Source organism: Micromonospora sp. MH33 (genome assembly GCF_003013775.1).
Classification (GTDB): Bacteria; Actinomycetota; Actinomycetes; order Mycobacteriales; family Micromonosporaceae; genus Micromonospora; species Micromonospora fulviviridis.
Genome location: NZ_MUYZ01000020.1, coordinates 24,903 through 46,162 on the forward strand (window position 1 = coordinate 24,903; position 21,260 = coordinate 46,162).

General features: G+C 70.7%; 16 protein-coding genes and 2 pseudogenes. 16 read left to right on the top strand and 2 right to left on the bottom strand.

Going from position 1 to position 21,260, the window contains the following annotated elements; translation table 11 throughout:
* Positions 1 to 93: 93 nt before the first annotated feature.
* Positions 94 to 2,535 (top strand): M14 family zinc carboxypeptidase, encoded by a 2,442-nt coding sequence (locus B0E53_RS05945; protein WP_168215239.1) that lies wholly within the window; start codon positions 94 to 96, stop codon positions 2,533 to 2,535.
* A gap of 514 nt (positions 2,536 to 3,049) precedes the next feature.
* Here the strand turns inward: B0E53_RS05945 and B0E53_RS05950 are convergent.
* A complete protein-coding gene (locus tag B0E53_RS05950) occupies positions 3,050 to 4,051 on the bottom strand; it encodes a DUF2399 domain-containing protein (protein ID WP_246835262.1) in 1,002 nt (333 codons plus the stop codon).
* A gap of 151 nt (positions 4,052 to 4,202) precedes the next feature.
* Here B0E53_RS05950 and B0E53_RS05955 point away from each other — a divergent pair.
* Positions 4,203 to 4,655: pseudogene (locus B0E53_RS05955) on the top strand (transposase); the annotation flags it as partial.
* A gap of 150 nt (positions 4,656 to 4,805) precedes the next feature.
* On the opposite strand, the gene B0E53_RS05960 reads toward B0E53_RS05955, so the two are convergent.
* On the bottom strand, positions 4,806 to 5,765 hold the full coding sequence (locus B0E53_RS05960; protein WP_107075062.1) for an AraC family transcriptional regulator: 960 nt from the start codon (positions 5,763 to 5,765) through the stop codon (positions 4,806 to 4,808).
* 282 nt (positions 5,766 to 6,047) lie between these two features.
* Here B0E53_RS05960 and B0E53_RS05965 point away from each other — a divergent pair, with 282 nt between their 5' ends.
* The 14 genes and pseudogenes from B0E53_RS05965 to trpA all read left to right on the top strand — a co-directional run bounded on the left by B0E53_RS05965 (position 6,048) and on the right by trpA (position 21,079).
* Complete coding sequence (locus B0E53_RS05965; protein WP_107075063.1) at positions 6,048 to 7,352, top strand: FAD-dependent monooxygenase; 1,305 nt, start codon at positions 6,048 to 6,050, stop codon at positions 7,350 to 7,352.
* A 72-nt stretch (positions 7,353 to 7,424) separates the two neighbouring features.
* Positions 7,425 to 8,900 carry a 4-hydroxyphenylacetate 3-hydroxylase N-terminal domain-containing protein gene (locus B0E53_RS05970; RefSeq protein ID WP_107075064.1) on the top strand — a complete coding sequence of 492 codons (1,476 nt, stop codon included), beginning with the start codon at positions 7,425 to 7,427 and terminating at the stop codon, positions 8,898 to 8,900.
* Positions 8,897 to 10,354, top strand: coding sequence for an MFS transporter (locus B0E53_RS05975; RefSeq protein WP_107075065.1), 1,458 nt, complete (start codon positions 8,897 to 8,899; stop codon positions 10,352 to 10,354). The genes B0E53_RS05970 and B0E53_RS05975 overlap by 4 nt, the downstream gene beginning before the upstream one ends.
* Positions 10,355 to 10,548: 194 nt before the next feature.
* Positions 10,549 to 11,472, top strand: a complete 924-nt coding sequence (locus B0E53_RS05980) for an NmrA family NAD(P)-binding protein (protein ID WP_107075066.1) — start codon at positions 10,549 to 10,551, stop codon at positions 11,470 to 11,472.
* Positions 11,473 to 11,596: 124 nt separating this feature from the next.
* Positions 11,597 to 13,321, top strand: a complete 1,725-nt coding sequence (locus B0E53_RS05985; RefSeq protein ID WP_107075067.1) for a polyketide synthase — start codon at positions 11,597 to 11,599, stop codon at positions 13,319 to 13,321.
* Between the two features lie 124 nt (positions 13,322 to 13,445).
* Entirely contained in the window at positions 13,446 to 14,615 is a 1,170-nt protein-coding gene (locus B0E53_RS05990; RefSeq protein WP_107075068.1) for a monodechloroaminopyrrolnitrin synthase PrnB family protein, read from the top strand.
* Positions 14,612 to 15,898 (top strand): flavin-dependent oxidoreductase, encoded by a 1,287-nt coding sequence (locus tag B0E53_RS05995; protein WP_107075069.1) that lies wholly within the window; start codon positions 14,612 to 14,614, stop codon positions 15,896 to 15,898. Before B0E53_RS05990 ends, B0E53_RS05995 begins: the two co-directional genes overlap by 4 nt.
* Positions 15,895 to 16,524 (top strand): DsbA family oxidoreductase, encoded by a 630-nt coding sequence (locus B0E53_RS06000; RefSeq protein ID WP_107075070.1) that lies wholly within the window; start codon positions 15,895 to 15,897, stop codon positions 16,522 to 16,524. The genes B0E53_RS05995 and B0E53_RS06000 overlap by 4 nt, the downstream gene beginning before the upstream one ends.
* 58 nt (positions 16,525 to 16,582) lie before the next feature.
* Positions 16,583 to 17,458 carry an FAD-binding protein gene (locus B0E53_RS38545; RefSeq protein WP_210405950.1) on the top strand — a complete coding sequence of 292 codons (876 nt, stop codon included), beginning with the start codon at positions 16,583 to 16,585 and terminating at the stop codon, positions 17,456 to 17,458.
* Positions 17,431 to 17,775 carry a hypothetical protein gene (locus B0E53_RS38550; protein WP_107075072.1) on the top strand — a complete coding sequence of 115 codons (345 nt, stop codon included), beginning with the start codon at positions 17,431 to 17,433 and terminating at the stop codon, positions 17,773 to 17,775. Before B0E53_RS38545 ends, B0E53_RS38550 begins: the two co-directional genes overlap by 28 nt.
* Positions 17,769 to 18,155 (top strand): BBE domain-containing protein, encoded by a 387-nt coding sequence (locus B0E53_RS38555; protein WP_107075073.1) that lies wholly within the window; start codon positions 17,769 to 17,771, stop codon positions 18,153 to 18,155. The genes B0E53_RS38550 and B0E53_RS38555 overlap by 7 nt, the downstream gene beginning before the upstream one ends.
* A gap of 12 nt (positions 18,156 to 18,167) precedes the next feature.
* Entirely contained in the window at positions 18,168 to 18,971 is an 804-nt protein-coding gene (gene trpC, locus B0E53_RS06020) for an indole-3-glycerol phosphate synthase TrpC (protein ID WP_107075074.1), read from the top strand.
* Between the two features lie 38 nt (positions 18,972 to 19,009).
* Positions 19,010 to 20,230, top strand: a pseudogene (trpB, locus tag B0E53_RS06025) (tryptophan synthase subunit beta); the annotation flags it as partial.
* A 42-nt stretch (positions 20,231 to 20,272) separates the two neighbouring features.
* Entirely contained in the window at positions 20,273 to 21,079 is an 807-nt protein-coding gene (gene trpA, locus B0E53_RS39105; protein WP_246835263.1) for a tryptophan synthase subunit alpha, read from the top strand.
* The last annotated feature ends 181 nt before the right edge of the window (positions 21,080 to 21,260 follow it).

Genomic DNA, 21,260 nt, shown 5'->3' on the forward strand with positions numbered 1-21,260 from the left:
GCGTCACACTTTGCGCAGCTGCGGCAGCCGGGGGGACCTACCCCGACGCCTCGACTGCGCGGCCTTCTGGATCGCCTCGCCGGAAGGACTCTCATGAGGAGTACGCAAAGATCCAACGGACCGCGCCGATTCCTGGCCCTGATCGCCCTACCGCTGGCGCTCGCCGTCAGCGCACCCGGCCTCGCCAGTCCGACGACGGACAACGCCGCGGCCCCCGACCGGTCGTCGACGGGCGAACAGAACGGCGTCGGCCTGATGCGCATCGTCGTCGCCGACAAGTCGGGCATCGACCGCCTCAACCAACTCGGCGTCGACCTCGCCGAGTACGTCAAGCCGGTCGACAACGGCATCGAGGTGCACGCGATCCTCAGCCCGGAGGAGAGCCAGGCGCTGCGGGACAAGGGCTTCGACGTCCAGGACGCCATCTCCGACCAGAGCGACTACGCGCAGAACATGGCCGAACGGTCCGCCGCCATCCGCGCCGCGACGGTGGCGACCGCCAGCACCGACACCCTGACCGTGCTGCGAGCCGAATGGTTCACCAGCCTCGACCACCAGCTCTTCCTCAACGTCGAGGTGAAGTCGAGCGCCGGCACCGACTCGACGACCGTGCTGACCGCGAGCTGGGACAGCGGACCCGGCACGGAGATCGGCTCCGGCGGCACCGCCACCATGTCCCGGTTCACCGACGCCGGCCAGTACATGTACCACCGGTTCAGCAACCCGGTCCCCATCACCGCCGCACCGGCCAGGGCCACCATCACCAGCAACAAGGGCGGCTCGGCCACGGTCGACGTCTCGAAGTGGCTGGGCAGCCCGCGCAAGGACCCCGGCAAGCACCCGTACGTGTCGGACTTCGTCGACCACTACATGGACCCGACGGAGGTCACCGCGCGGTTCACCGGCCTGGCCGCAGAGTTCCCGAGGCTGACCGAGCTGATCGACCTGCCGTACAAGACGAACGGCTACCGGCGCAACGCGCAGGCGCAGTTCGGCACCGCCGCCGCGAGCACCGTCTACGTCACCTCCAAGGCGTACGGCTCCGAGGGCGGCAACGACATCACCATGGCGCTGGTCGACCCGAGCACGGCCAACGCCCCGCTGACGGTGAGCGTGTCCGGCAAGGCCGTCACCGTACGCCTGGCCACCAACGGCTCCGGCGCGATCACCAGCACGGCGGCGCAGGTCGTCGCCGCGGTCAACGGCAACGCCGACGCGGCCAAGCTGCTCACGGCCAGCACGTACCGGGGCAACGCCGGCACCGGCGTGATGGCCGCCGCTCCGGTGACCCCGCTGACCGACAATCTGAAGGCGCCGGCGAGCGTGTCCCGCGAGCCGTTCCAGATGAAGGTGCTGCGCATCGGCAAGCACCGCGACGGCTCGAAGGTCGGCGTCTTCCTCTACTGCCAGGAACACGCCCGCGAGTGGGTGACCCCGCTGGTCTGCGTGGAGTCCGCCGAGCGGCTGCTGCGCAACTACGCCAGGGACCCGAACACCCGCAAGATCGTCGACGACCTGGACATCTTCATCCTGCCGGTCGTCAACCCCGACGGCGCGCACTACAGCATGTACGACTACAACATGCAGCGGCGGAACATGACCAACTACTGCCCGGCGTCCAACGCGGACCCCGGCCGCCGCAACGCCTGGGGCGTCGACATCAACCGGAACTTCTCGGTCGGCTCCGTCTTCGACGGCTACGTCGGCGCATCGGCGACCAACTGCGTCAGCGACACGTTCGCCGGGCCGAGCGAGCTGTCCGAGCCGGAGGCGCACAACGAGGTCTGGCTGGTCGACCACTTCCCGAACATCAAGCTCTCGATGAACACCCACTCCTACGGCGGGTACTTCATGTGGCCGCCGGGGGCGTACAAGGCCGAGGGACGGGAGGTGCTGCCGCGGGTGGACCAGGGCACCGAGGCGTACTTCTGGACCTCCTCGGACTACATCCTCTCCCGGGTCCAGGAATATCGAGGTACCGCGATCTGGCCGGGCCGCACCGGACCCGTGACGGACGTGCTCTACTCGGCGGCCGGCAACAGCGCTGACGAGCACTGGTACAACCGGGGCATCATCGGCTGGGACTTCGAGGTCGGCGCGGACATCTACAACCCGACGACCGGGCGGTTCAGCGCGGTCGGCTTCCAGCCGCCGTTCGCCGAGGGGCACGAGGAGGCGATGGAGTTCGCCAACGGCAACATCGCCATCCTTGAGGTGGCCCGGGCCTACGCGACGGACAAGATCCAGCCGAAGACTGCGCTGAAGATCGTCAAGCAGGAGGCGGGGGCTACGGCGTTCACGTTCAGCACGAGTGAACCGGCGAACGTGTACTACACGCTCGATGGGAGTCGGCCGACGTACAACTCGCCCAAGCTGGCCCTGGCCGGGATGCGCGAGGGGGTCCAGAGCATCACGGTGAACAGCGATACGACCGTGAATTGGTTCTCGATCGACATCGCCGGGAACGTGGAGAGCAATTACAAGCCGGACGGTGAGGGCAACAACTACAACAAGCAGTCGGTAGCCGTCCATTAGCGAATTGACCACTTGCACACTGTTGGCCGTCGACTACGGGTCGGCGGCCACCAGCCTGTGGAAGGCCGGCCGGTACTGAGTGGCTCGGCGTATCACCAGAACGAGACCGGCACAGGACACCAGATTCGGATCGTCGAACGTCGCCCGCACCACCGGCGCGTCATGGCGTAATCTCACCTGCGAGGTGCCCTCTCAAACCGGCGGAATAGAAGCGTCGCAACTCCTATCCTTCCAGTTCAGAGGGCATCTTCTATCTTCGGGGCCCCGCCGATCCGACAGTCATCGATGGATCGAGGCTTAGAAACAACGCGCGTGTCGGCCAGGGTGGCGTCGACCTGCGCGGCGGCGCGGCGTGGAATCAGGTGCGGTGTGGGCACATGCCGTGATAACCGGCGCGGTTTCGATCTGCGCGGAGGACCGCATTCGATCTGCGGCGCAACCATGTTCGGTATACGGACCCGTGACGTACGATTTGCGGCGTCGAGTGGATCGACGACGAACGCCGGTGGGACCATCATTTGGCTCCGGCCGTGCGCAGGTCGGCGATGAGCCGGTCGAGCAGGCGTTCCTCCATCACCGCTCGGCCGGTCCGCCGCATCGACTCGCCCAGCGACTCGTCCCACGGGGTCTCAGCTGGTGTACCGAGCAGGGCCGTGCCGGTGTCCGCCGCCGGCAGGTAGTCGGCAGTTGCCATCCGCCACGCGACCGCATTCGGGTATCGCTGGAGAGCCGCCGCCGTCAGTCGTACGCCGGTCCAGTCGAAGTCGTTGCGCCACCGGATCACTGCCCCGCGAGCGGCGCGCATCAGCGTGTGAACGGCGACCGACGATACTCCTTCGGTGCAGATCAGCGGCGGAGCCTGAGCCCCGAGTATGGCGGTGGCCGCGCGGAGCACGGCGGGGTTCTCGCAGACGTAGAACTCGTCGCAGGTCATGCTCAGCGGTGCCAAACGTAGTTGGTGCAGGGTGACCCGCATCGGCACGCCTGCCTGGGCGGCCTCGGTCAGCCACCGCCCGACCAGGCCGCCGGTGGCCGGCATGTTGAGTACCAGTACCTGGCTGGCGAGGTCGTCCGGGACCAGCCCGACCGATTCCCACAACGCCCGTTCCTGCTCGCCGTCGACCGGTAGCGCCGTCTGGTGCCACGCGGCGACGGCACGGAGGACGAGCCCGCGCAGCGGCCCTTTGGTAAGGGCCTTCGCGTCGTCCAGCACCCGGTCGGCGAAGACCGGCATCGGTTCGTCGGCCGCGGGCAGCGCATCCAGTACGCGGACCACGTCGTCGAACGGCAGTCCGTTTCGGACGATACGGGTCACTGTGCCGTCGCGGCGCAGGCTGTCGAGCCATTCGGCGTACCAGGCGGCGCTAGCGTGCCGACCGCCGTGGGCCACGGCGAGGACGGCGTCGCGGGCGATCGCCTCGCGTTTCAGGTCGGCCGGCCGGTTGCGCAGCGGGGCCACCGCGGTGAGCACGTCGGACAAGCCGACTCCGTGTGCCGCCCGCAGGTGCTCGTCCACCTCGGTGAGTCGGACGCTGAGTCGGGACGCTGAGTCGGGACGCTGCGGCGGAGCGGTGGGTGCCGGTAATGCCGATGATCACGAGACGTTCGTCGTCGGTGGGGGCGGCCAGCGTTATGGTGGCGTCGAGCCGGCCGCCGGCGCCGCCTGAACCGAATTCGGCAGCAGAGTCATCGTGGGACGCAAACGCAGCGTAGTCACCGACACCCTGGGACTTCTCTTGGCGGTCATCGTCATAGCCGCGTCCGTGACGGAGAACCGCGCCGGAATCCAAGTACTGGACCAGGCCAAAGCCGCCTCTCCGACCATCACCCAAACCTGGGTGGACGCCGGCTTCAAGAACCAGTTCGTCGAACACGCCGCCACGTTGGGTATCGACGCCGAGGTCGTACCGCGCAACACCGAGACCCGAGGCTTCCACGTGGTCAAACGGCGCTGGGTCGTGGAGCGGACCCGGGGCTGGCTGATGCTGCATCGCAGACTCGCCCGCGACTACGAAACCCTGCCTACCAGTTCCGAGGCCATGATCCACATCGCGATGATCGACAACGTCAGCCGACGCATAACGGACGAAGTCACACCCACCTGGCGAGGCACATACTAGTAGATCAAGAACAAATCGAACGCCCTTTGACATCGATGCGCCCTCAATCGCCTCTCTGGCCTCCACGTGCCCGACGCATCCGGCAGACTCCCTTGGTCAGATCCGCCTCTCGGACTATGCGATCGTCCAAGGAGGGGTCGGCCCGTGGCCTCATGATTCGTCGGTGCACGGTTGACAGCCCGTCAATCCATGATTCGCCCGGTATCGGCCCGGCGTATCATTCAGGATTTTACGAAATGCGAGATGGAATCCTACCGAGCTTTTGTATCCCACCATCTCGGGTATCGAACTGAGCGGAGTCTTGGTGTATTTCAGCAGTTCGACCGCCTCCCGAACCCGGCGTCGGGTGAGATGCAGCGCCGGCCCTTCCCCGACGAGTTCCCGAAACGTTTTGGCGAAACTCGACCGGGACATGCCGGCCCGCTGTGCCAGCAGGTCCAGTGTCCACGGCTGCTGGAACTCCCCGTAAATAGCCGATAGAGCACGGCTGACGCCGGGATGACTCAGCGCCCGCAGGGCCGGTGAGTCGACCGTCAGCTTCCGCAGTGCCACGCGAAGAGCGAGAACGAAAACCATTTCGAACGCCCGCAGCGTGACCAGCGGGCTGCCCGGCTCGCGCCGCTCGGTCTCTGGGACCAGGGACTCCAGCGTCCGGAGCAGGAGCGGCTCGTTCGCGAGCTCGGGCTTGCCCAGCACGAAGACCGGCGGGAGCGACCGGTACAGCGGGGGTTCGCCGCCCGGGTCGTAGTTGAGGCTGGCGCACATCAGCTCGGTGAGAGCGCCTTTGTCGCCAATCCGCACAATTGCGGACTCGCCGAGCCGGCGCTCGGGGAGCACACTGCGCAACGGCCGGGCGGGGCCAGCTGATCCGTCTCCTAATGTGTGGGGCGTGCCGTAGGGGAAGATCGCCAAGTCGCCGGGCCGCAGCAGAATGGGCGGTTGACCGGAAATCTTGACGTAACAACTGTTACCTAGGGTGTAGTGAAGTACCGCACAGTGATCCGCGTCACCCTGGACGATCCATGGTCCGCGCACGATCCAGCGGCTGTGGAAAACGCTGACTAGGCGTATCGTTTTGAGCAGCTCAGCCAGCACGTCAAGATCATTCATGGACTATCCTTAACTGAAAGCGGAGAGTTCTTAATTGATCGTACCTAGGTCTTCCGTGAATATTGCGAGGGACAGCGGGCCGCTTGGCCGAGACGAGCGGTATACCACTTGCGTATCGCAAGAGAAGCTCTGCGCACGGGGGCCTTCCTAGCGTCGCGTTGAGATTTGCGGGCTGTGCTCCGGGCTCCGGTCCCACCGTTGGTTAAAGCGGCCGGTGCCACCCGCGATGACGAGCGCGTCGCTGGCTGGCGATCTGGCGCGGGACGAACATGGGGGACGTCGATGCGGATACTCATTGCCGGGGCAGGTGTAGCCGGCCTGACCACGGCCCTGAGCCTGCACGCGGCCGGTCTCGACGACATCCGACTGGTCGACGCCGCACCGGAGATCCGGCCCCTCGGCGCCGGGATCAACCTCCTGCCCAACGCCGTCCGGGAGTTGGCCGACCTCGGCCTCGACGCGGCCGTGAGCGCGTCGGCCGTCTCGACCACCGAACTTGTCTACTTCAGCCGGCACGGCGACGTGATCTGGCGCGAGCCGCGGGGCCGGGCGGCCGGTCACCGGTGGCCGCAGCTCTCGGTGCACCGCGGGCGCTTGCAGATGGTGCTGCTCGCTGCCGTGCAGGAACGACTCGGTGGGCGGTGTGTCCGGGCCGACGCCCGGGTCACCGACTTCCAGGTGCTCCCCACCGGTCGCGTGCGGGTCACCCTCGTCCACCGGACCGGCGGCACCACCACGACCGAGGCTGACGCCCTGGTCGGCGCGGATGGCATCCGGTCCGGCGTCCGCCGGGTGCTCTTTCCCGACGAAGGGCCGCCGGTGTGGCAACGGCAGGTGGTCTGGCGGGGCATCGCCAGGATCCCTCCCTTCGCGGACGGTCGCTCGATGGTCGTCGGAGGCGACAGCACCTGGAAGGTGGTCGCCTACCCGATAGCGCCCCAGCCGGACGCCGCCGGGCTGGTCGAGACGAACTGGGCGGTGTCCCGCACCTTCGTACCGGGTGAGGATGTCGACCGGGCCGGCTGGGACCGGGTGGCGGACCCGGCGAAGCTGCTGGCCGCGCTCGACGGCTGGGTCTTCGGCTCCCTGGACGTCAGCGCCCTCATCACCGCCGCCAAGGCCCCCTTCGAGCAGGCCATGGTTGACCGTGATCCGCTGCCCCGCTGGACCTTCGGGCCGGTGACGCTCGTCGGTGACGCCGCGCACGCGATGTGCCCGATGGGGTCCAACGGCACCACCCAGGCGATCGTCGATGCCCGTGCCCTGGCCAGCGCCGTGGCCGGCCATCCGGACGTCTGCACCGCCTTCACGGCCTACGAACGGGACCGGCGCGACCGGATGACGCTGCTCCAGACCTGCAACCGGGCCCTGGGCCCGGAGGTGGTCGTCGCGATGGCGGACCGCTCCCGATCGGTCACCCGTCCCTGCCCGTCGGCGAGCGACCCCGACCATGAACTGGCCGAGGTCTCCCGCCGCTACGCGGAGCTGGGCGGGTTCGACGTGGCGACGGCCAACGCGGCCTCCCGCTACTCGGTCCGGCGCCGCCCGCGTTCCACCCGACCCGCCGGGCAGCAGGCGGCGTCCTGATCGTCCCCCGGGCCACCGACGGTCCGCACCCACCAGCAACCACCTGCCTGTCCGTAACCAAGGAGATGAAGCATGACGCGAACCGGTGAGCAGTACCTTGACGCCTTGCGTGACGGCCGGGAGATCTGGCTGGACGGCGAGCCGGTCAAGGACATGACCCGGCACCGCGCGTTCCGTAACACGGCTCGGTCGATCGGCCACCTCTACGACCTCACCCACCAGGCGGAGTACACCCCGACGTTGACGGTCGAGTCCCCGTCGGGCGACCGCATCCACCGGGCGTTCCACATTGCACGCGACTACGCGGACCTGGTCGCCCGGCGGAAGGCACACAAGATCTGGTCCGAGGCGACCTTCGGGTTCCTCGGCCGCTCACCCGACTACATGGCCTCCGGCCTCGCCGGGTTCGCCGCCCTGCCGGAGGTCTTCGCCGGCGCGGAGTTCGACGGTCGGGAGAACGTCGCGTCGCACTACCGGCGGATGTCCACCGGCGATCTCTACCAGGCGTTCACCATCACCAATCCGCAGATCGACCGCACTAAGGCCGCGTCCGAGCAGGAGGAGGACGACCTCTACCTGCGGGTGGTCAAGGAGACCGACGGCGGCATCGTAGTCCGTGGCGCGAAGATGATCGGCACGGCCGCAGCCTTCGGTGACGAGGTGGTGGTGGGCACGATCGAGCCCCTGGCCCCGCAGGACGTGGAGTACGCGCTCAGCTTCTCCATCTCCCTCGACACCCGGGGGCTGAAGTTCGTCTCGCGTACCTCGTACGAGGCCAGCGCCCGCAGCGTCTTCGACAACCCGCTCTCCTCCCGGTTCGACGAGAACGACTCGCTGCTGGTGTGTGACGACGTCTTCGTGCCGTGGGAGCGGGTGCTGGTCTACCGCGACGTGGACGCCAGCCTGCGCCAGTGGTGGGCGACGCCGGCGTACAACAACTTCGTCCACCAGTCGGCCACCCGCTTCTGGACGAAGCTGGAGTTCCTCACCGGCCTGGCCATCCTTATCGCGAAGGCGAACAACACCTACCGCCTGCCCCCGGTGCAGATCCAGATCGGTCGCCTGATGAGCTGGGTGAACATCGCCCGGTCGATGTTGATCGCGGCCGAGACGGAGTTCGTTCCCGTCCCGGGCGGCGAGGGCGTCATGATCAACCCGGAGATAGCCTCCGCGCACCGGGCCATGGCCGGCGACATCTACCCGAAGGCGGTGGCCGAGGTCAAGCTGCTCGCCGGCGGCGGTCTGATCCAGCTGCCCGCCTCCGGGTACGACCTGCTCCACCCCGAGCTGGGACCGGTGCTCGCCAAGTACGTCCGTTCACCCGGGCACCCGGCCAAGGCGCGGATCAAGCTGCTCAAGCTCGCCTGGGACGCGCTGGGCTCGGAGTTCGCCTCGCGGCACGAGCAGTACGAGCGCTTCTACCACGGCGCCCCGCACATCTACCTGCCGGCGGTGGTGCGCGACGGTCGTCCCGACCTCTGCGAGCGGCTCGCCCAGTCCTGCCTGGACGGTTACGAGCTGGACGACTCGATGTACGGCGCCTCATGACCGATCCGAACGGCTCCTCGCCCGCCGCCGGAGCGCCGCATCGGTGGCGCGCGTTGGCAGTGCTCGCCTTCACCCAGTTCCTGCTGATCCTCGACACGGCGATCATCAACGTCGCGGTGCCCTCGATCGGCGCGGACCTGCACATCTCGCCGACCGGGCTCTCCTGGGTGGCCAACGCGTACCTGATCACCTTCGGTGGTCTCCTCCTGCTCGGTGGCCGTAGCGCCGATCACGTGGGCCGCCGCCGGATCTTCGTGATCGGCCTGGTCGTCCTTGTGGTCGGCTCGGCGGTGGGCGCGGTCGCGAACTCGGCCGGCCTGCTGATCGCCGGTCGGGCGATCCAGGGCCTGGCCGCCGCGTTGGCCGCCGCCGCCGCGCTGGCCCTGGTGCTGGGCATCTTCCCGGAAGGGCCGGAACGGCATCGGGCCCTCGGCATCTTCGCCGCCATGGCCGGCGCCGGAGGCGCCGTGGGCACGGTCCTCGGTGGGGTGCTGACCGACTCGTTCGGCTGGCGTTCGACGTTCCTGCTGAACGTCGTCGCCGGCGCCGTACTGGTCGTCTTCGCCCTCCGGCTGGTGCCCGACGTGCGCGCGCCCCGGGACCGCCGGGCCTTCGACGCGCTCGGCGCCGTGACCGTGACCGCCGGTCTGGGCCTGCTGGCGTATGCGTTGGTGTCCACCGGAGACATCGGCTGGCTCGCTGGCCGGACCGTCGGCGCGGCCGCGCTGGCGGTGCTGTGCCTGGTGGCGTTCGTGTTCGTCGAGCGGGGCAGCAGCCACCCGCTGGTGCCGTTGGGCATCTTCCGGCGACGCCGGCTCCGCACCGCCAACATCCTCGGTGGGCTGGCCCAGCTCGTCCTGTTCCCGACGTTCTTCTTCGTCAGCATCTACCTCCAGGACGTGCTCGGCTACTCCCCGCTGGGCGGCGGGCTCGGTTTGCTGCCGATGTCACTCATGGTGATCGCGGTAGCCCCGACGTGCGAGCGGCTGATCGCCCGGTTCGGCCTGGAGGTCGTGATGACGACCGGCTTCGTCCTCGTCGGGGTGGGCATGCTCTGGCTGTCCCGCCTCTCCGCCGACGGTGACTTCGTCTCCGAGGTGCTCGGCCCGACCGTCATCCTCGGCGTCGGGTTGCCGCTGGCGACCGTGACCACGAACGTCGCGGCGACGGCGGAGGCGGCCGACAACGAGGTCGGTCTCGCCTCCGGGCTGATCAACACGAGCCAGCAGATCGGCGCGGTCGTCGGTTTGGCGGTCATGGCCGGTGTGGCCGCCGCCCGGACCAGCCAGGTCACCGGTGACGACCCGGTCCGCCTGGAGACGGCGACCACCGCCGGCTTCCAGACGGCGTTCCTGGTGGGCGCGGTGGTCTCGCTCGTCGCGGCCGTGGCGGCCGTCCGGCTACGTCAGGGCCGGCCGGCGCCCGTCGATCAGGCGACCGTCTCCGGTCGGTAGCCGTCGGGGGTGCCGCGCCCGCCGGCTACCGACCGGAAGCCACCGCCCGAGTGGACCCGGAGCATCCGCGGTCCGCTCACCCGGTCAGGACCCGAACGGTCCTGACCGGCAACGAGGACCCGTGCGACGGGTCCTGCACCAAGCGCCGTGTCCCCGGGGCGGGGCGTTCTCACCGAGCATTAAGGAACTGAGGAATGACCACAGAGCAGGGCAGGCAGTATCTGGTGTTCGGCGCTAGCGGCGCCCAGGGTGGCGCGGTCGCCCGGAACCTCGTCGAGCGGGGCCATCCGGTGCGCGGTTTCGCCCACCAAGGCACCGAGTCGGCCGACCCGGCGGTCAGCCTGGTCACCGGGGACCTGGCTGATCCGGACGCCGTGCGCGAGGCGTTCGCGGGCGTCACCCACGCCGCGGTGACCCTGCCCCTGGTGTACGACGCGGACACGGTCGCCGGCTACGCCCGCAACATCGCCGACGCCGCCCGTCAGGCGGGTGTGCAGCAGATCGTGTACAACAGCAACACCTGCATCCCGGACGACATCACGCCGTACCCGGCGTACGAGACCCGGCGGGCCGCGGAGGCGATCCTGGCGGAGAGCGGCGTTCCGTTTGTCGTCCTCCGCCCCCCGGTCTACCTGGAGAACCTCTTCAACCCGGGGGTGGGCGGCGCGCTGGTCAACCAGAACGTGCTGGCCTATCCGCTGCCCGCGGACCGGCGGGTCGCCTGGGTGTCCCACGACGACCTGGCGGCGGCGATGGTGGCGGCGCTGGACCGTCCGGACCTGGTCGGCAGGTCGGTGCAGTTCGGCGGCGGCGAGGTCCTGACCGGCCCCGAACTGGCCGCGATCTTCTCCGACGTGCTCGGCAGACCGATCAGCTACCTGCAGTTGGAGGTCGACGCTTTCCAGGAGGGGCTGGCCTTCGCGCTGGGCGCCGAGGCGGCCGCCGGCGTCTCCGGCATCTACCGGTGGGTCGGCCAGGAGGCCGGCCGTGACCTGTTCGACCTGGACCCGGCGACGTTGCCGAAGGTTCTGAACGTGACTCCGACGCCGGTCGCCGACTGGGTCGCGGCGCGGCCGTGGCAGCAGTTCTCTCAGGGAGAACAGTCCGGGCGTTCCTGAGGACGCACCCCGGGCGCCCGGCAGGCCGACAGCGGCGTGCCGGCCGGGCGCCCGGGCGGTGCCGGCCACCGCTCACGACTGCACGCCGGATCCACCGCACGACCTTCGGGGAGGAATTCGTCACATGCGGTCAGCACGACGGCAGGCGGGGGAGGCGATCGCGGTGATCGGCGTAGGCTGCCGTCTTCCCGGCGCACCCGACGCGACACAGCTCTGGCGACACCTGCTCGACGGCCGGGACCTGATCACGGAGGTCCCAGCGGACCGGTTCCGGGTCGACGACTACGTCGCGCCGTTTCCACCGCCGCCCGGTCGGACGACCAGTCGCTGGGGTGGCTTCGTGGACGGCGTCGCCGAGTTCGACGGCGGGTTCTTCGGCATCGACGACGACGAGGCGGCGAGTCTGGACCCACAACAGCGGCTGTTGCTGATGAGCGCGTGGGAGGCGCTGGAGGACGCCGGTCAGCTGCCCGAATACCTCGCGGGCAGCCGTACGTCGGTGTTCGTGGGGCAGAGCCAGGCCGACTACTGGGATCTCCAGAGCCCGCGACTGGACCGGCTCGGGTTGGCCTCCGTCCTCGGCGGCCAGCAGCGCGGCATGGCGGCCGGCCGGCTCTCGTACGCCTTCGACCTGCGCGGACCCAGCCTGACCGTCGACGCCGCCCAGGCGTCCTCGGGGGTGGCGGTCCACCTGGCGGCGCAGAGCCTCCGCTCGGGCGAGAGCACGATGGCGGTCGTCGCCGGGGTCAACCTGGTGCTGACGCCCACCCCTGCGGTGATGTTCGGGCAGGCGGGGGTGCTGGCCGCCGACGGACGGTGCAAGTTCGGCGACAGCTCCGCGGACGGCTTCGTCCGTAGCGACGGCGTCGTGGTGGTGGTCCTCAAGCCGCTGACCGCCGCCCTCGCCGACCGTGACCGGGTGCGCGCCGTGCTGCTGGGCAGCGCGGTGAGCAACGACGGTCGGGCCAAGCCCGAGCTGACCGCGCCCTCGGTCACCGGTCAGACCGCCGCGATGCGGGCCGCATACGCGGCTGCCGGTGTCTCCCCGGCGGATGTCGACTACGTCGAGGCGCACGGGACCGGGACCCGGATCGACGCGGCCGAACTCGCCGCGCTGATCCGGGTGCTCGCCGAGGGACGGCCCGCCGGACGGCCCTGCCTGGTGGGGTCGGTCAAGACGAACATCGGCCACACCGAGGCCGCTGCCGGCCTGGCCGGCCTGCTCAAGGCGGTGCTCTGCCTGGAGCACGGACTCGTGCCGCCGAGCCTGCACTGCGTGCGCCCCCGGGTGGACGTCGACTGGGACCGGGTACCCCTGGTCGTGCCGGACGTCGTGACCCCGCTGCCCGACCATGGTCGACCGACGATCGTGGCGGTGAACGGGCAGAGCATGTCCGGCGCCAACGTCCACCTGGTGCTCGCCCAGGCCGCGGACCGGGCCGGGACGTGCCGGCCGACCGGAGCGCCCGGAGCGGCCGGCGACCGCTGTTCGCTGGTCCTCAGCGCCCGCACACCGGACGGGCTGACCGAGCTGATCCAGCGCTACCTGGCCTTCCTCGCGCCCGGTGGCGCGGGCGCGGCGCTCGACCTGCGGGACATCTGCTACAGCACCAATGTTCGGCGTCGGCGCTACCCCCACCAGGTGATCGTGCAGGGCTGTTCCCACGACGACATGATCCGGGACCTGCGCGCGGTGCTGTCGGGCGGGCCGGGGGAGACCGCCGAGACGCCGGGCGACGTCGGGCCGGCCGGCCGTCTGGTGTCCCTGCCGCCACGCCCCTGGCAGACCACCCGGCACTGGCTGGACCAGGCGGCTCCGCCGAGCCCACTCACCCCGGTCGGTAACTGAGCGACAACGGCCCCGTCGCGCCGACCCACCTCGCCACCCCCTCCGTTCCCGCGCACGTCGTGCCCGCCACGACGCGCGTCCTCCTGCGACCCACTCTCCGTCCCCTCTGACTAGGAAGTGAGAAATGCCAAACGCGACGATCACCGACCTGTCCAGCCTGGCCCGGATCGAGAACGTCCGGCTCCTCGACCCGCTCAACGCCGATCCGGCCTGCTTCCGGCTGCGCGCGATGAACGCGCAGGCGGACGTGCCGGCGATATCCGGCGCCCTGCGCGCCCTGATACCCGGCCTGGACGAGGTCGCCACCTACTCGGTAGACGAGTGCCTCGCGGCCATGCGCGACCTGGGCATGTTCCTGGGCTCCCTCAAGCGGCACGGTGTCGAGCCGCTGCCGGTCGTGCCGGAAGTCACCGTGGTGCTGGAGGAGATCGGCCGGCGTACCGACATGGTGCCCCGCGACACCGTGCACCACTACACCACCTGGAACCCGGTGGGGCACCGCCAGCGGATGTACACCGGCGACCCGCAGGAGGGGTTCCTCCAGGAGTCGGTGCGGATGGTCTTCCCCGACCTGCGGACCGGCCTCAACACCTGCGACGCCCTGGCCGACACCGAGCCGACGGACCCGGAGTTCGCGCCGCTGCTGGACGAGCTGAACGTCCGGCTCACGTCGATGGTGGACTCGATCGACATGGTGCTGCGACACGTCAGCCCGGTCTTCTTCGCCCGGGTGCTCCGTCCGTACTTTGAGGAGATCACCGTTGAGGGCCGGGAACTGCTCGGCCCGGCCGCCGCGCAGGTGCCCCTCTGGCTCGTGGACCAGGTCATCTGGGCGACGGACCGCAGCGATCCCGGGTACGAGGAGTTCATCCGCCACTCGGTGCCCTACAGCCTGCCGCGCTGGCGGAACTATTACACCCGCTGGACCGAGCGACGGTCGGTGGTGAGCCGGCTCATCGACGCCTTCGGCGGGGTCGACGGCGCGCTAACCGGCGGCGGGTCCCCGGTGCTGCGCCGCGGCGCGGAGGCGCTGGCCCGGGTGCTGCGGACCGTGGTGGTGTTCCGGGGTCGTCACCTCGGCATCGCCCGCCAGGCGTACCAGGCCGACCTGCGGCTCTACCCGGTGGGCAGTGGCGGCGCCAGCGTCGACCTGCTCCGGCAGATCATCGATCTGACCCGGCAGAACGCCAACCTGGTCCAGGCGCGGCGGTCCGACCCGTCGACCGAGGAGCGCCGGGCCCAACCGAACCGCACGATTCCTCAGCAGCGTTGGCGGGGCGGGGTGGCGCTGTGAGGGTCCTGGTCGCGGGCGCCGGCATCGGTGGCCTCACGCTGGCGCTGAGCCTGCACGCGGCGGGCATCGACGACGTCCGGGTGCTGGAGGCGGCCCCGGAGATCCGGCCGCTCGGGGTCGGCCTGAACATCCTGCCCAACGCGGTCCGCGTACTCGCCGAACTGGGTCTGCTGGACGACCTGACGACGGTCGCGGTGTGCACCGGGGAGCTGTCCTACTACAACCGGTTCGGCTCGTTGATCTGGAACGAACCGCGCGGCCGGTCCGCTGGTTACCGCTGGCCGCAGCTGTCGATCCACCGGGGTCGGTTGCAGATGGTCCTCCTCGACGAGGTACGCCGACGGCTCGGCGACGCGGCGGTGGTCACCGACGCGCGGGTACGGGACTTCGACGTCCGGGCGGACGACTCGGTGCGGACCGTCGTGGACCATCCGGCCGCCGGAGGCGTCAGCGAGTTCGACGCGGACGTCATGGTCGGCGCGGACGGTATCAACTCGGCGGTCCGTTCGGCGCTCTATCCCGGCGAGGGTGAGCCGCCGTGGAACGGGCTGCTTGTGTGGCGGGGCTCCGCCTGGCTGCCGCCCATGCTCAACGGGCGGACGATGATCATTGCCGGGGACGAACGCCGTCGGGCCGTGGTGTACCCGATGTCCCTACCGGCCGCCCCCGGGGCGCCGGTGCTGATGAACTGGGCGCTGGCCCGGCCGGCCGCCGAGCAGGAGCGGCCGGCCCGGGCGGACTGGAACCGGGTGGTCGAGCCGGATTCCTTCCTGGCCGACTTCGCCGACCTGCGCTTCGACTGGTTGGACGTGCCGGAGCTGGTCCGGGCCGGCGGGGAGGCGTTCCTCTATCCCATGGTGGACCGGGATTCGTTGCCCCGGTGGACCTTCGGGCCGGTGACGCTGCTCGGCGACGCCGCGCACGCCATGTACCCGATGGGCTCCAACGGCGCCACCCAGTCCATCGTGGACGCCCGGGTGCTGGCGTACTGCCTGGCCCGGCAGGCCGACCCGGTCGCCGCCCTGACCGAGTACGAGCAGCAGCGGCGGCCGGTCGCCACGGACCTGCAGGAGCGTAACCGGCAGCTCGGGCCGGAACTCGTCATCAGCCTGGCGGCTCGGCGGGCCCCGGACGGCTTCACCGACGTGCACGACGTGATCCCGGCCGCCGAGCTGGCCGAGATCTCCGAGCGGTACGCCCGCCTGGGCGGGTTCGACGTCGCCACGGTCAACGACCGACCGTCCTACGACGTGCCGGTCGCCGTCCCGGGGGTGCAGCCGTGAGGGTCGACAGCTATCTCGACATCTCCTGCCCGTGGTGCTATGTCACCAAGTGCCACCTCGACGCGGCCGTACGGGAGTCCGGCGATCCCACGGTGCGGATCGTGCGACACCCGTACCAGATCGACGGCGAACATCCCGCCACGCCGATGCCCATGCTCACCTGGCTGGCCGGCAAGTACGGCGAGGCCAAGGCGGCCCGGATGAACAGCGAGGTTACCGAGTACGGCCTCGGCATTGGTATCGCCTTCGCGAACGAGTCCGGTTACGCGGTCAACACCCTGGCCGCGCATCGGCTGCTCTGGCTGGCCGGGCGGGAGTACGGCGAGGAGGTCCAGGGACGGCTCGAAGAGCTGCTCTTCGCGGGCTACTTCGTCGATGCCGTCGACGTGTCCGCCGCCGAGGTGCTGGTCGAACGGGCCGGTCGGGCGGGAATGGCGCCCGAGCGGGTGGCCCGCTTCCTCGACGGCGACACCGGTGTGGACGAGGTCCGGGACCTGATCCGACGGGCCCGGCGGGAGACCGCCGCAGTGCCCCTGATCGTTTTCGACGACCGGCTCCGGCTCGACGGCGTGCAAGAACGCGACCGCCTGTTGGTGGCGTTGCGACAGACCGCAGAAGGAAGGTGACTCGGGTGGAACTGACCCGTCGTGGAGTGCAGGTGGTTCGGCGGTGCTGGGTGGCGCGGTGACCGCCGTGCTCGTCGGCGGCGTACCCGCGCCGGCGGCCGGACCGGCGTCGGTGGGCGGACCGGCCTCGGTGGGCGGCGCCGCGCCGCCGACCGTACGGCCCGGCGACCCGCAGTACGCCGACCTGGTACGCGGGGTCAATCAGCGTTGGGTGGGCCGACCCGGGCAGGTGGTGGTGGCCACCTCCACCGCCGACGTGGTGCAGGCGGTCCAGCAGGCCGCGCGTTCGGGGCGGCGGCTGTCGGTCCGCAGCGGCGGCCACTGTTTCGAGAACTTCGTCAGCGACCCGGCCGTCGAGGTGCTGGTGGACCTGTCCGGGCTCGACCAGATCGGCTTCGACCCGACCCGCCGGGCCTTCGTGGTCGGCGTCGGCGCCCGGTTGGAGGAGGTCAACCGCCGGCTCTTCACCGGCTGGGGAGTCGCGCTGCCGGCCGGCTCGTGCCCGAGCGTCGGCGTCGGTGGGCACATCGCCGGTGGCGGGTACGGCCCGCTCAGCCGCCTGTTCGGGCTGACCGTCGACCACCTCTACGCCGTCGAGGTGGTGGTGGCTGACCGGTCCGGTCTGGCCCGGGCGGTGGTCACCACCCGCGACGCCGACGATCCGCACCGGGAGTTGTGGTGGGGGCACACCGGGGGTGGCGGCGGTAACTTCGGCGTGGTGACCCGGTACTGGTTCCGGTCGCCCGGGGTGGCCAGCCCGGCCCCCCGCCGGCTGCTGCCCCGGGCCCCGGCGGAGCTGCTGGTCAGCACCGTGATCTGGCCCTGGGCTGCGATGGACCGGGCGGCGTTCACCCGGCTGCTGCTCAACTACAGCCGCTGTACGCCGCGCGCAACCGGCCGGGTCTGGTGGAGAACCACCTCTACAGCCATCTGATCACGTTCCACCGCTCCGGTGGCGCCGTCGTCCTCAACACCCAGGTGTCGACGCAGGCGCCGGACCCCGACGGGCTGCTCGACGAGTTCTCGAGGGAGATCGGGGACGGGGTGGGCGTGCCCGGGCAGAGCACCGTCCGGCGGCGGCTGCCCTGGCTGCTCGGCACCCAGTGGTCCGGCTTCGCCGACCGGCCGGTCGGACGCCGGATCAAGGGCAAGTCGGCGCTGCACCGGACCGCGTTCACCGAGGCGCAGGCGGCGGCCATCCACCGCGCGCTGACCGCCACCGACTACGCCACCCGGGCAGTGCGGTGCTGATCGCCCCGTACGGCGGTCAGGTCACCGCCGTCGCCGAGTCGGCGACCGCGAGTTCGCACCGCGACGCCGCGCTGATGCTGATGTACATCAGCGAGTGGGACGACGAGGCCGAGGACGCGACGCACATCCGCTGCCTGCGCGAGTTCTACCGGGACGTCTACGTCGGCACCGGCGGCGTGCCGGTACGCAACCGCGACACCGGAGGGGCGTACATCAACTATCCCGACGTCGACCTGCGCGACCCGGCATGGAACCGGTCGGGCAGTTCGTGGCAGGAGCTGTACTACGGCGCGAACTACCCCCGGTTGCGGCGGGTCAAGAGCCAGTGGGACCCGCTGCGCCTGTTCCACCACCAGCTCTCGATCGAGCCGAGCAAGTGAGGGGGTGTCCCGATGAGCGTGTTGCAGGAGATCGTGCAGGACGTACGCGTGGATCTGGCGGCCCGGGAAATGCTCGTCGACCTGGCCGCCCTGGAGGCGGCGGTTGCCACGACGGCCCCGCCGCTGGACGCGGTGGCCGCCCTGCGCGGCGACACGGTACGGGTCATCGCCGAGATCAAGCGGCGTAGCCCGGCCAAGGGTCCGCTGGCCGCGATCGACGACCCGGCCGGCCTCGCCGAGGCGTACGTGGCCGGGGGCGCCGCCGCGGTCAGCGTGCTCACCGAGCCGCGCCGGTTCGATGGTTCCCTGGCCGACCTGACCGCAGTCCGTGCCGCCGTACGGGTGCCGGTGCTGCGCAAGGACTTCATCGTCTCGCCGTACCAGCTCTGGGAGGCCCGCGCCTTCGGTGCCGACCTGGTGCTGTTGATCGTCGCGGCGCTCGGCCAGGCTGAGCTGGAGGCGCTGCTGCGGGAGGCGACCGAGTTGGGCATGACCACCCTCATCGAGGCGCACGACGCCGAGGAGGTCCGCCGGGCGGTCGACGCCGGCGCGCGGGTGGTCGGCATCAACGCCCGGAACCTCAACACCCTGGAGGTCGACCCGGGGGTGTTCGCGACGTTGGCCGCCCTGGTGCCCGACGACGTGGTCCGGGTCGCCGAGTCGGGGGTACGGGTTCCCGCGGACGTCAGCGCCTACCGGGACGCTGGCGCAGCCGCCGTGCTGGTCGGCGAGACGCTGGTGACCAGCGCGGATCCACGAGCGACGGTGACCGCGCTGGTGGCGGCGGGCCGGCGGCCGGCGGGGGTGGCCCGATGACCCCGCCGTGGGCGGCGCCGCCGAAGGCGTACGTGGCGTTGGTGGCCGAGGCGCTCGACGGTGCCGAGCTGCCCGAGGGCTGGGACGGCCACTTCGGCCCGTTCGGTGGGCGGTTCATGCCGGAGGCGCTGATGGCGGCGCTGGCCGAGGTGACCGAGGCGTACCACCTGGCCCGCGAGGACCCGGAGTTCCATGCCGAGATCGCCGCGCTGCTTACCGGTTTCGCGGGGCGGCCGAGTCCGCTTACCGAGGCGCCCCGGTTCGCCGAGGGCGCCGGCGCGCGGATCCTGCTCAAGCGCGAGGATCTCAACCACACCGGCTCGCACAAGATCAACAATGTGCTGGGTCAGGCGTTGCTGACCCGCCGGATGGGCAAGCGCCGGGTCATCGCCGAGACCGGGGCCGGCCAGCACGGCGTCGCGACCGCCACCGCGGCGGCACTGCTCGGCCTCGAATGCGTCGTCTACATGGGCGAGGAGGACATCCGCCGGCAGGTGCTCAACGTGGCCCGGATGCGGGTGCTCGGCGCACAGGTCGTTCCGGTGTCGGTGGGTAGCCGGACGCTCAAGGACACCCTGAACGAGGCCATCCGGGACTGGGTGACCAACGTGGACACCACGCACTACGTGCTGGGCACGGCGGCCGGGCCGCACCCGTTCCCGGCCCTGGTCCGCGACTTCCACCGGGTGATCGGGCTGGAGGCGGGCGCCCAGGTGGCCGCCCTCGGCCTGCCGGCCCCGACGGCGGTGGCGGCCTGCGTCGGCGGTGGCTCGAACGCCATCGGATTGTTCCACCCGTTCGTGCCCGACAGCCGGGTGCGCCTGTACGGCTTTGAGGCCGGCGGTCACGGCGTGGCGACCGACCGGCACGCCGCCTCGATCACCGGGGGCTCGGTGGGCGTGCTGCACGGCGCCCGCACCTACCTGCTCCAGGACCGGTACGGCCAGACCCGGGAGAGCCACTCGATCTCGGCGGGGCTGGACTACCCAGCGGTCGGTCCGGAACACGCCTGGCTGCACAACACCGGCCGGGTGCGGTACGAGCCGGTGGACGACGACGAGGCGATGTGGGCCTTCGCCCGGCTGAGCCGTACCGAGGGAACCGTCCCGGCGATCGAGTCGGCGCACGCGCTGGCCGGGGCGCTGCGGATCGCGCCGACCCTGCCCACCGGGCCGGAGGGCGCCCCACCGGTGATCGTCGTCTGCCTCTCCGGACGGGGTGACAAGGACATGCACACCGCCATCGAGCACCTGGGGCTGAAGGGGACGACTGTGGGTGACGCGGGCGCGTCGGAGACCGGGCTGAGCCGGACCCTGCGGAGGGTACGGGCGGACGACCGGGCGGCGCTGATCGGCTACCTCCCGGTCGGCTTCCCCACCGCGGCCGACTCGATCGCGGCCATGGAGGCGATGGTCGCGGCCGGCGTCGACGTGATCGAGGTCGGTCTGCCCTACAGCGACCCCGCCATAGACGGGCCGGTCATCCAACATGCGGTGGACGTCGCGCTGGCCGGCGGGACCGTCACGCCGCACGTCTTCGAGGCGGTCGAGGCGGTCACCGTCGCCGGGGCCGCCGCGGTCTGCATGACCTACTGGAACCCGGTCGAGTGCTACGGCGTCGAGCGGTTCGCAGAGGAACTGGCCACCGCCGGCGGATGCGGGCTGATCATCCCGGATCTCATCCCCGAGGAGGCGGACCAGAGCGGGTGGACTGCGGCCAGCGACGCCCACCAGCTCGACCGGATCTACCTGGTCGCCCCGTCGTCGACCACCGAGCGGCTCACCCGCACGGCCGCGGCCAGCCGGGGCTTCGTCTACGCGGCGGCGTCGATGGGGGTCACCGGCACCGGCGACGCCTCGGCGGACGCGGCGCGGAACCTCGTCGGCCGGGTACGGGCGGTCACCGACGTGCCCGTCTGTGTCGGGCTGGGGGTGTCCACCGGCACGCAGGCGGCCGGGATCGCCGCGTACGCCGACGGGGTGATCGTTGGTGCCGGTTTCGTCCGCCGGCTGATCGACAACGGGGACCCGGCCGCCCGGCTCGACGCGGTCCGGGATTTCGCCACCCAGCTGGCCGACAGCGTCCGGGACGCCCGTGTGCCGGTCTGACCTGCCGGGAGGACCGACCGTCGAGGTACGGCGGTCGGTCCTCCCACCGGATCCGGTCGGCGTCGGCAGCCGGCCGGGCCGGCTGCCCGGCCGGGACCGCCCGGCCGCCGGCCGGCCCCGGCGCCCGGGCGGTCCCGCGGGCCTACCGGGCGGCGACGGTGCTGTCCGGAACCCGCACGGC

Excerpts from the sequence above, each read along its gene's own strand:
- B0E53_RS05945 (WP_168215239.1), top strand. The coding sequence starts at position 94 with ATGAGGAGTACGCAAAGATCCAACGGACCGCGCCGATTCCTGGCCCTG.
- B0E53_RS05960 (WP_107075062.1), bottom strand. The coding sequence starts at position 5,765 with ATGAATGATCTTGACGTGCTGGCTGAGCTGCTCAAAACGATACGCCTA.
- B0E53_RS05965 (WP_107075063.1), top strand. The coding sequence starts at position 6,048 with ATGCGGATACTCATTGCCGGGGCAGGTGTAGCCGGCCTGACCACGGCC.
- B0E53_RS05970 (WP_107075064.1), top strand. The coding sequence starts at position 7,425 with ATGACGCGAACCGGTGAGCAGTACCTTGACGCCTTGCGTGACGGCCGG.
- B0E53_RS05975 (WP_107075065.1), top strand. The coding sequence starts at position 8,897 with ATGACCGATCCGAACGGCTCCTCGCCCGCCGCCGGAGCGCCGCATCGG.
- B0E53_RS05980 (WP_107075066.1), top strand. The coding sequence starts at position 10,549 with ATGACCACAGAGCAGGGCAGGCAGTATCTGGTGTTCGGCGCTAGCGGC.
- B0E53_RS05985 (WP_107075067.1), top strand. The coding sequence starts at position 11,597 with ATGCGGTCAGCACGACGGCAGGCGGGGGAGGCGATCGCGGTGATCGGC.
- B0E53_RS05990 (WP_107075068.1), top strand. The coding sequence starts at position 13,446 with ATGCCAAACGCGACGATCACCGACCTGTCCAGCCTGGCCCGGATCGAG.
- trpC (WP_107075074.1), top strand. The coding sequence starts at position 18,168 with ATGAGCGTGTTGCAGGAGATCGTGCAGGACGTACGCGTGGATCTGGCG.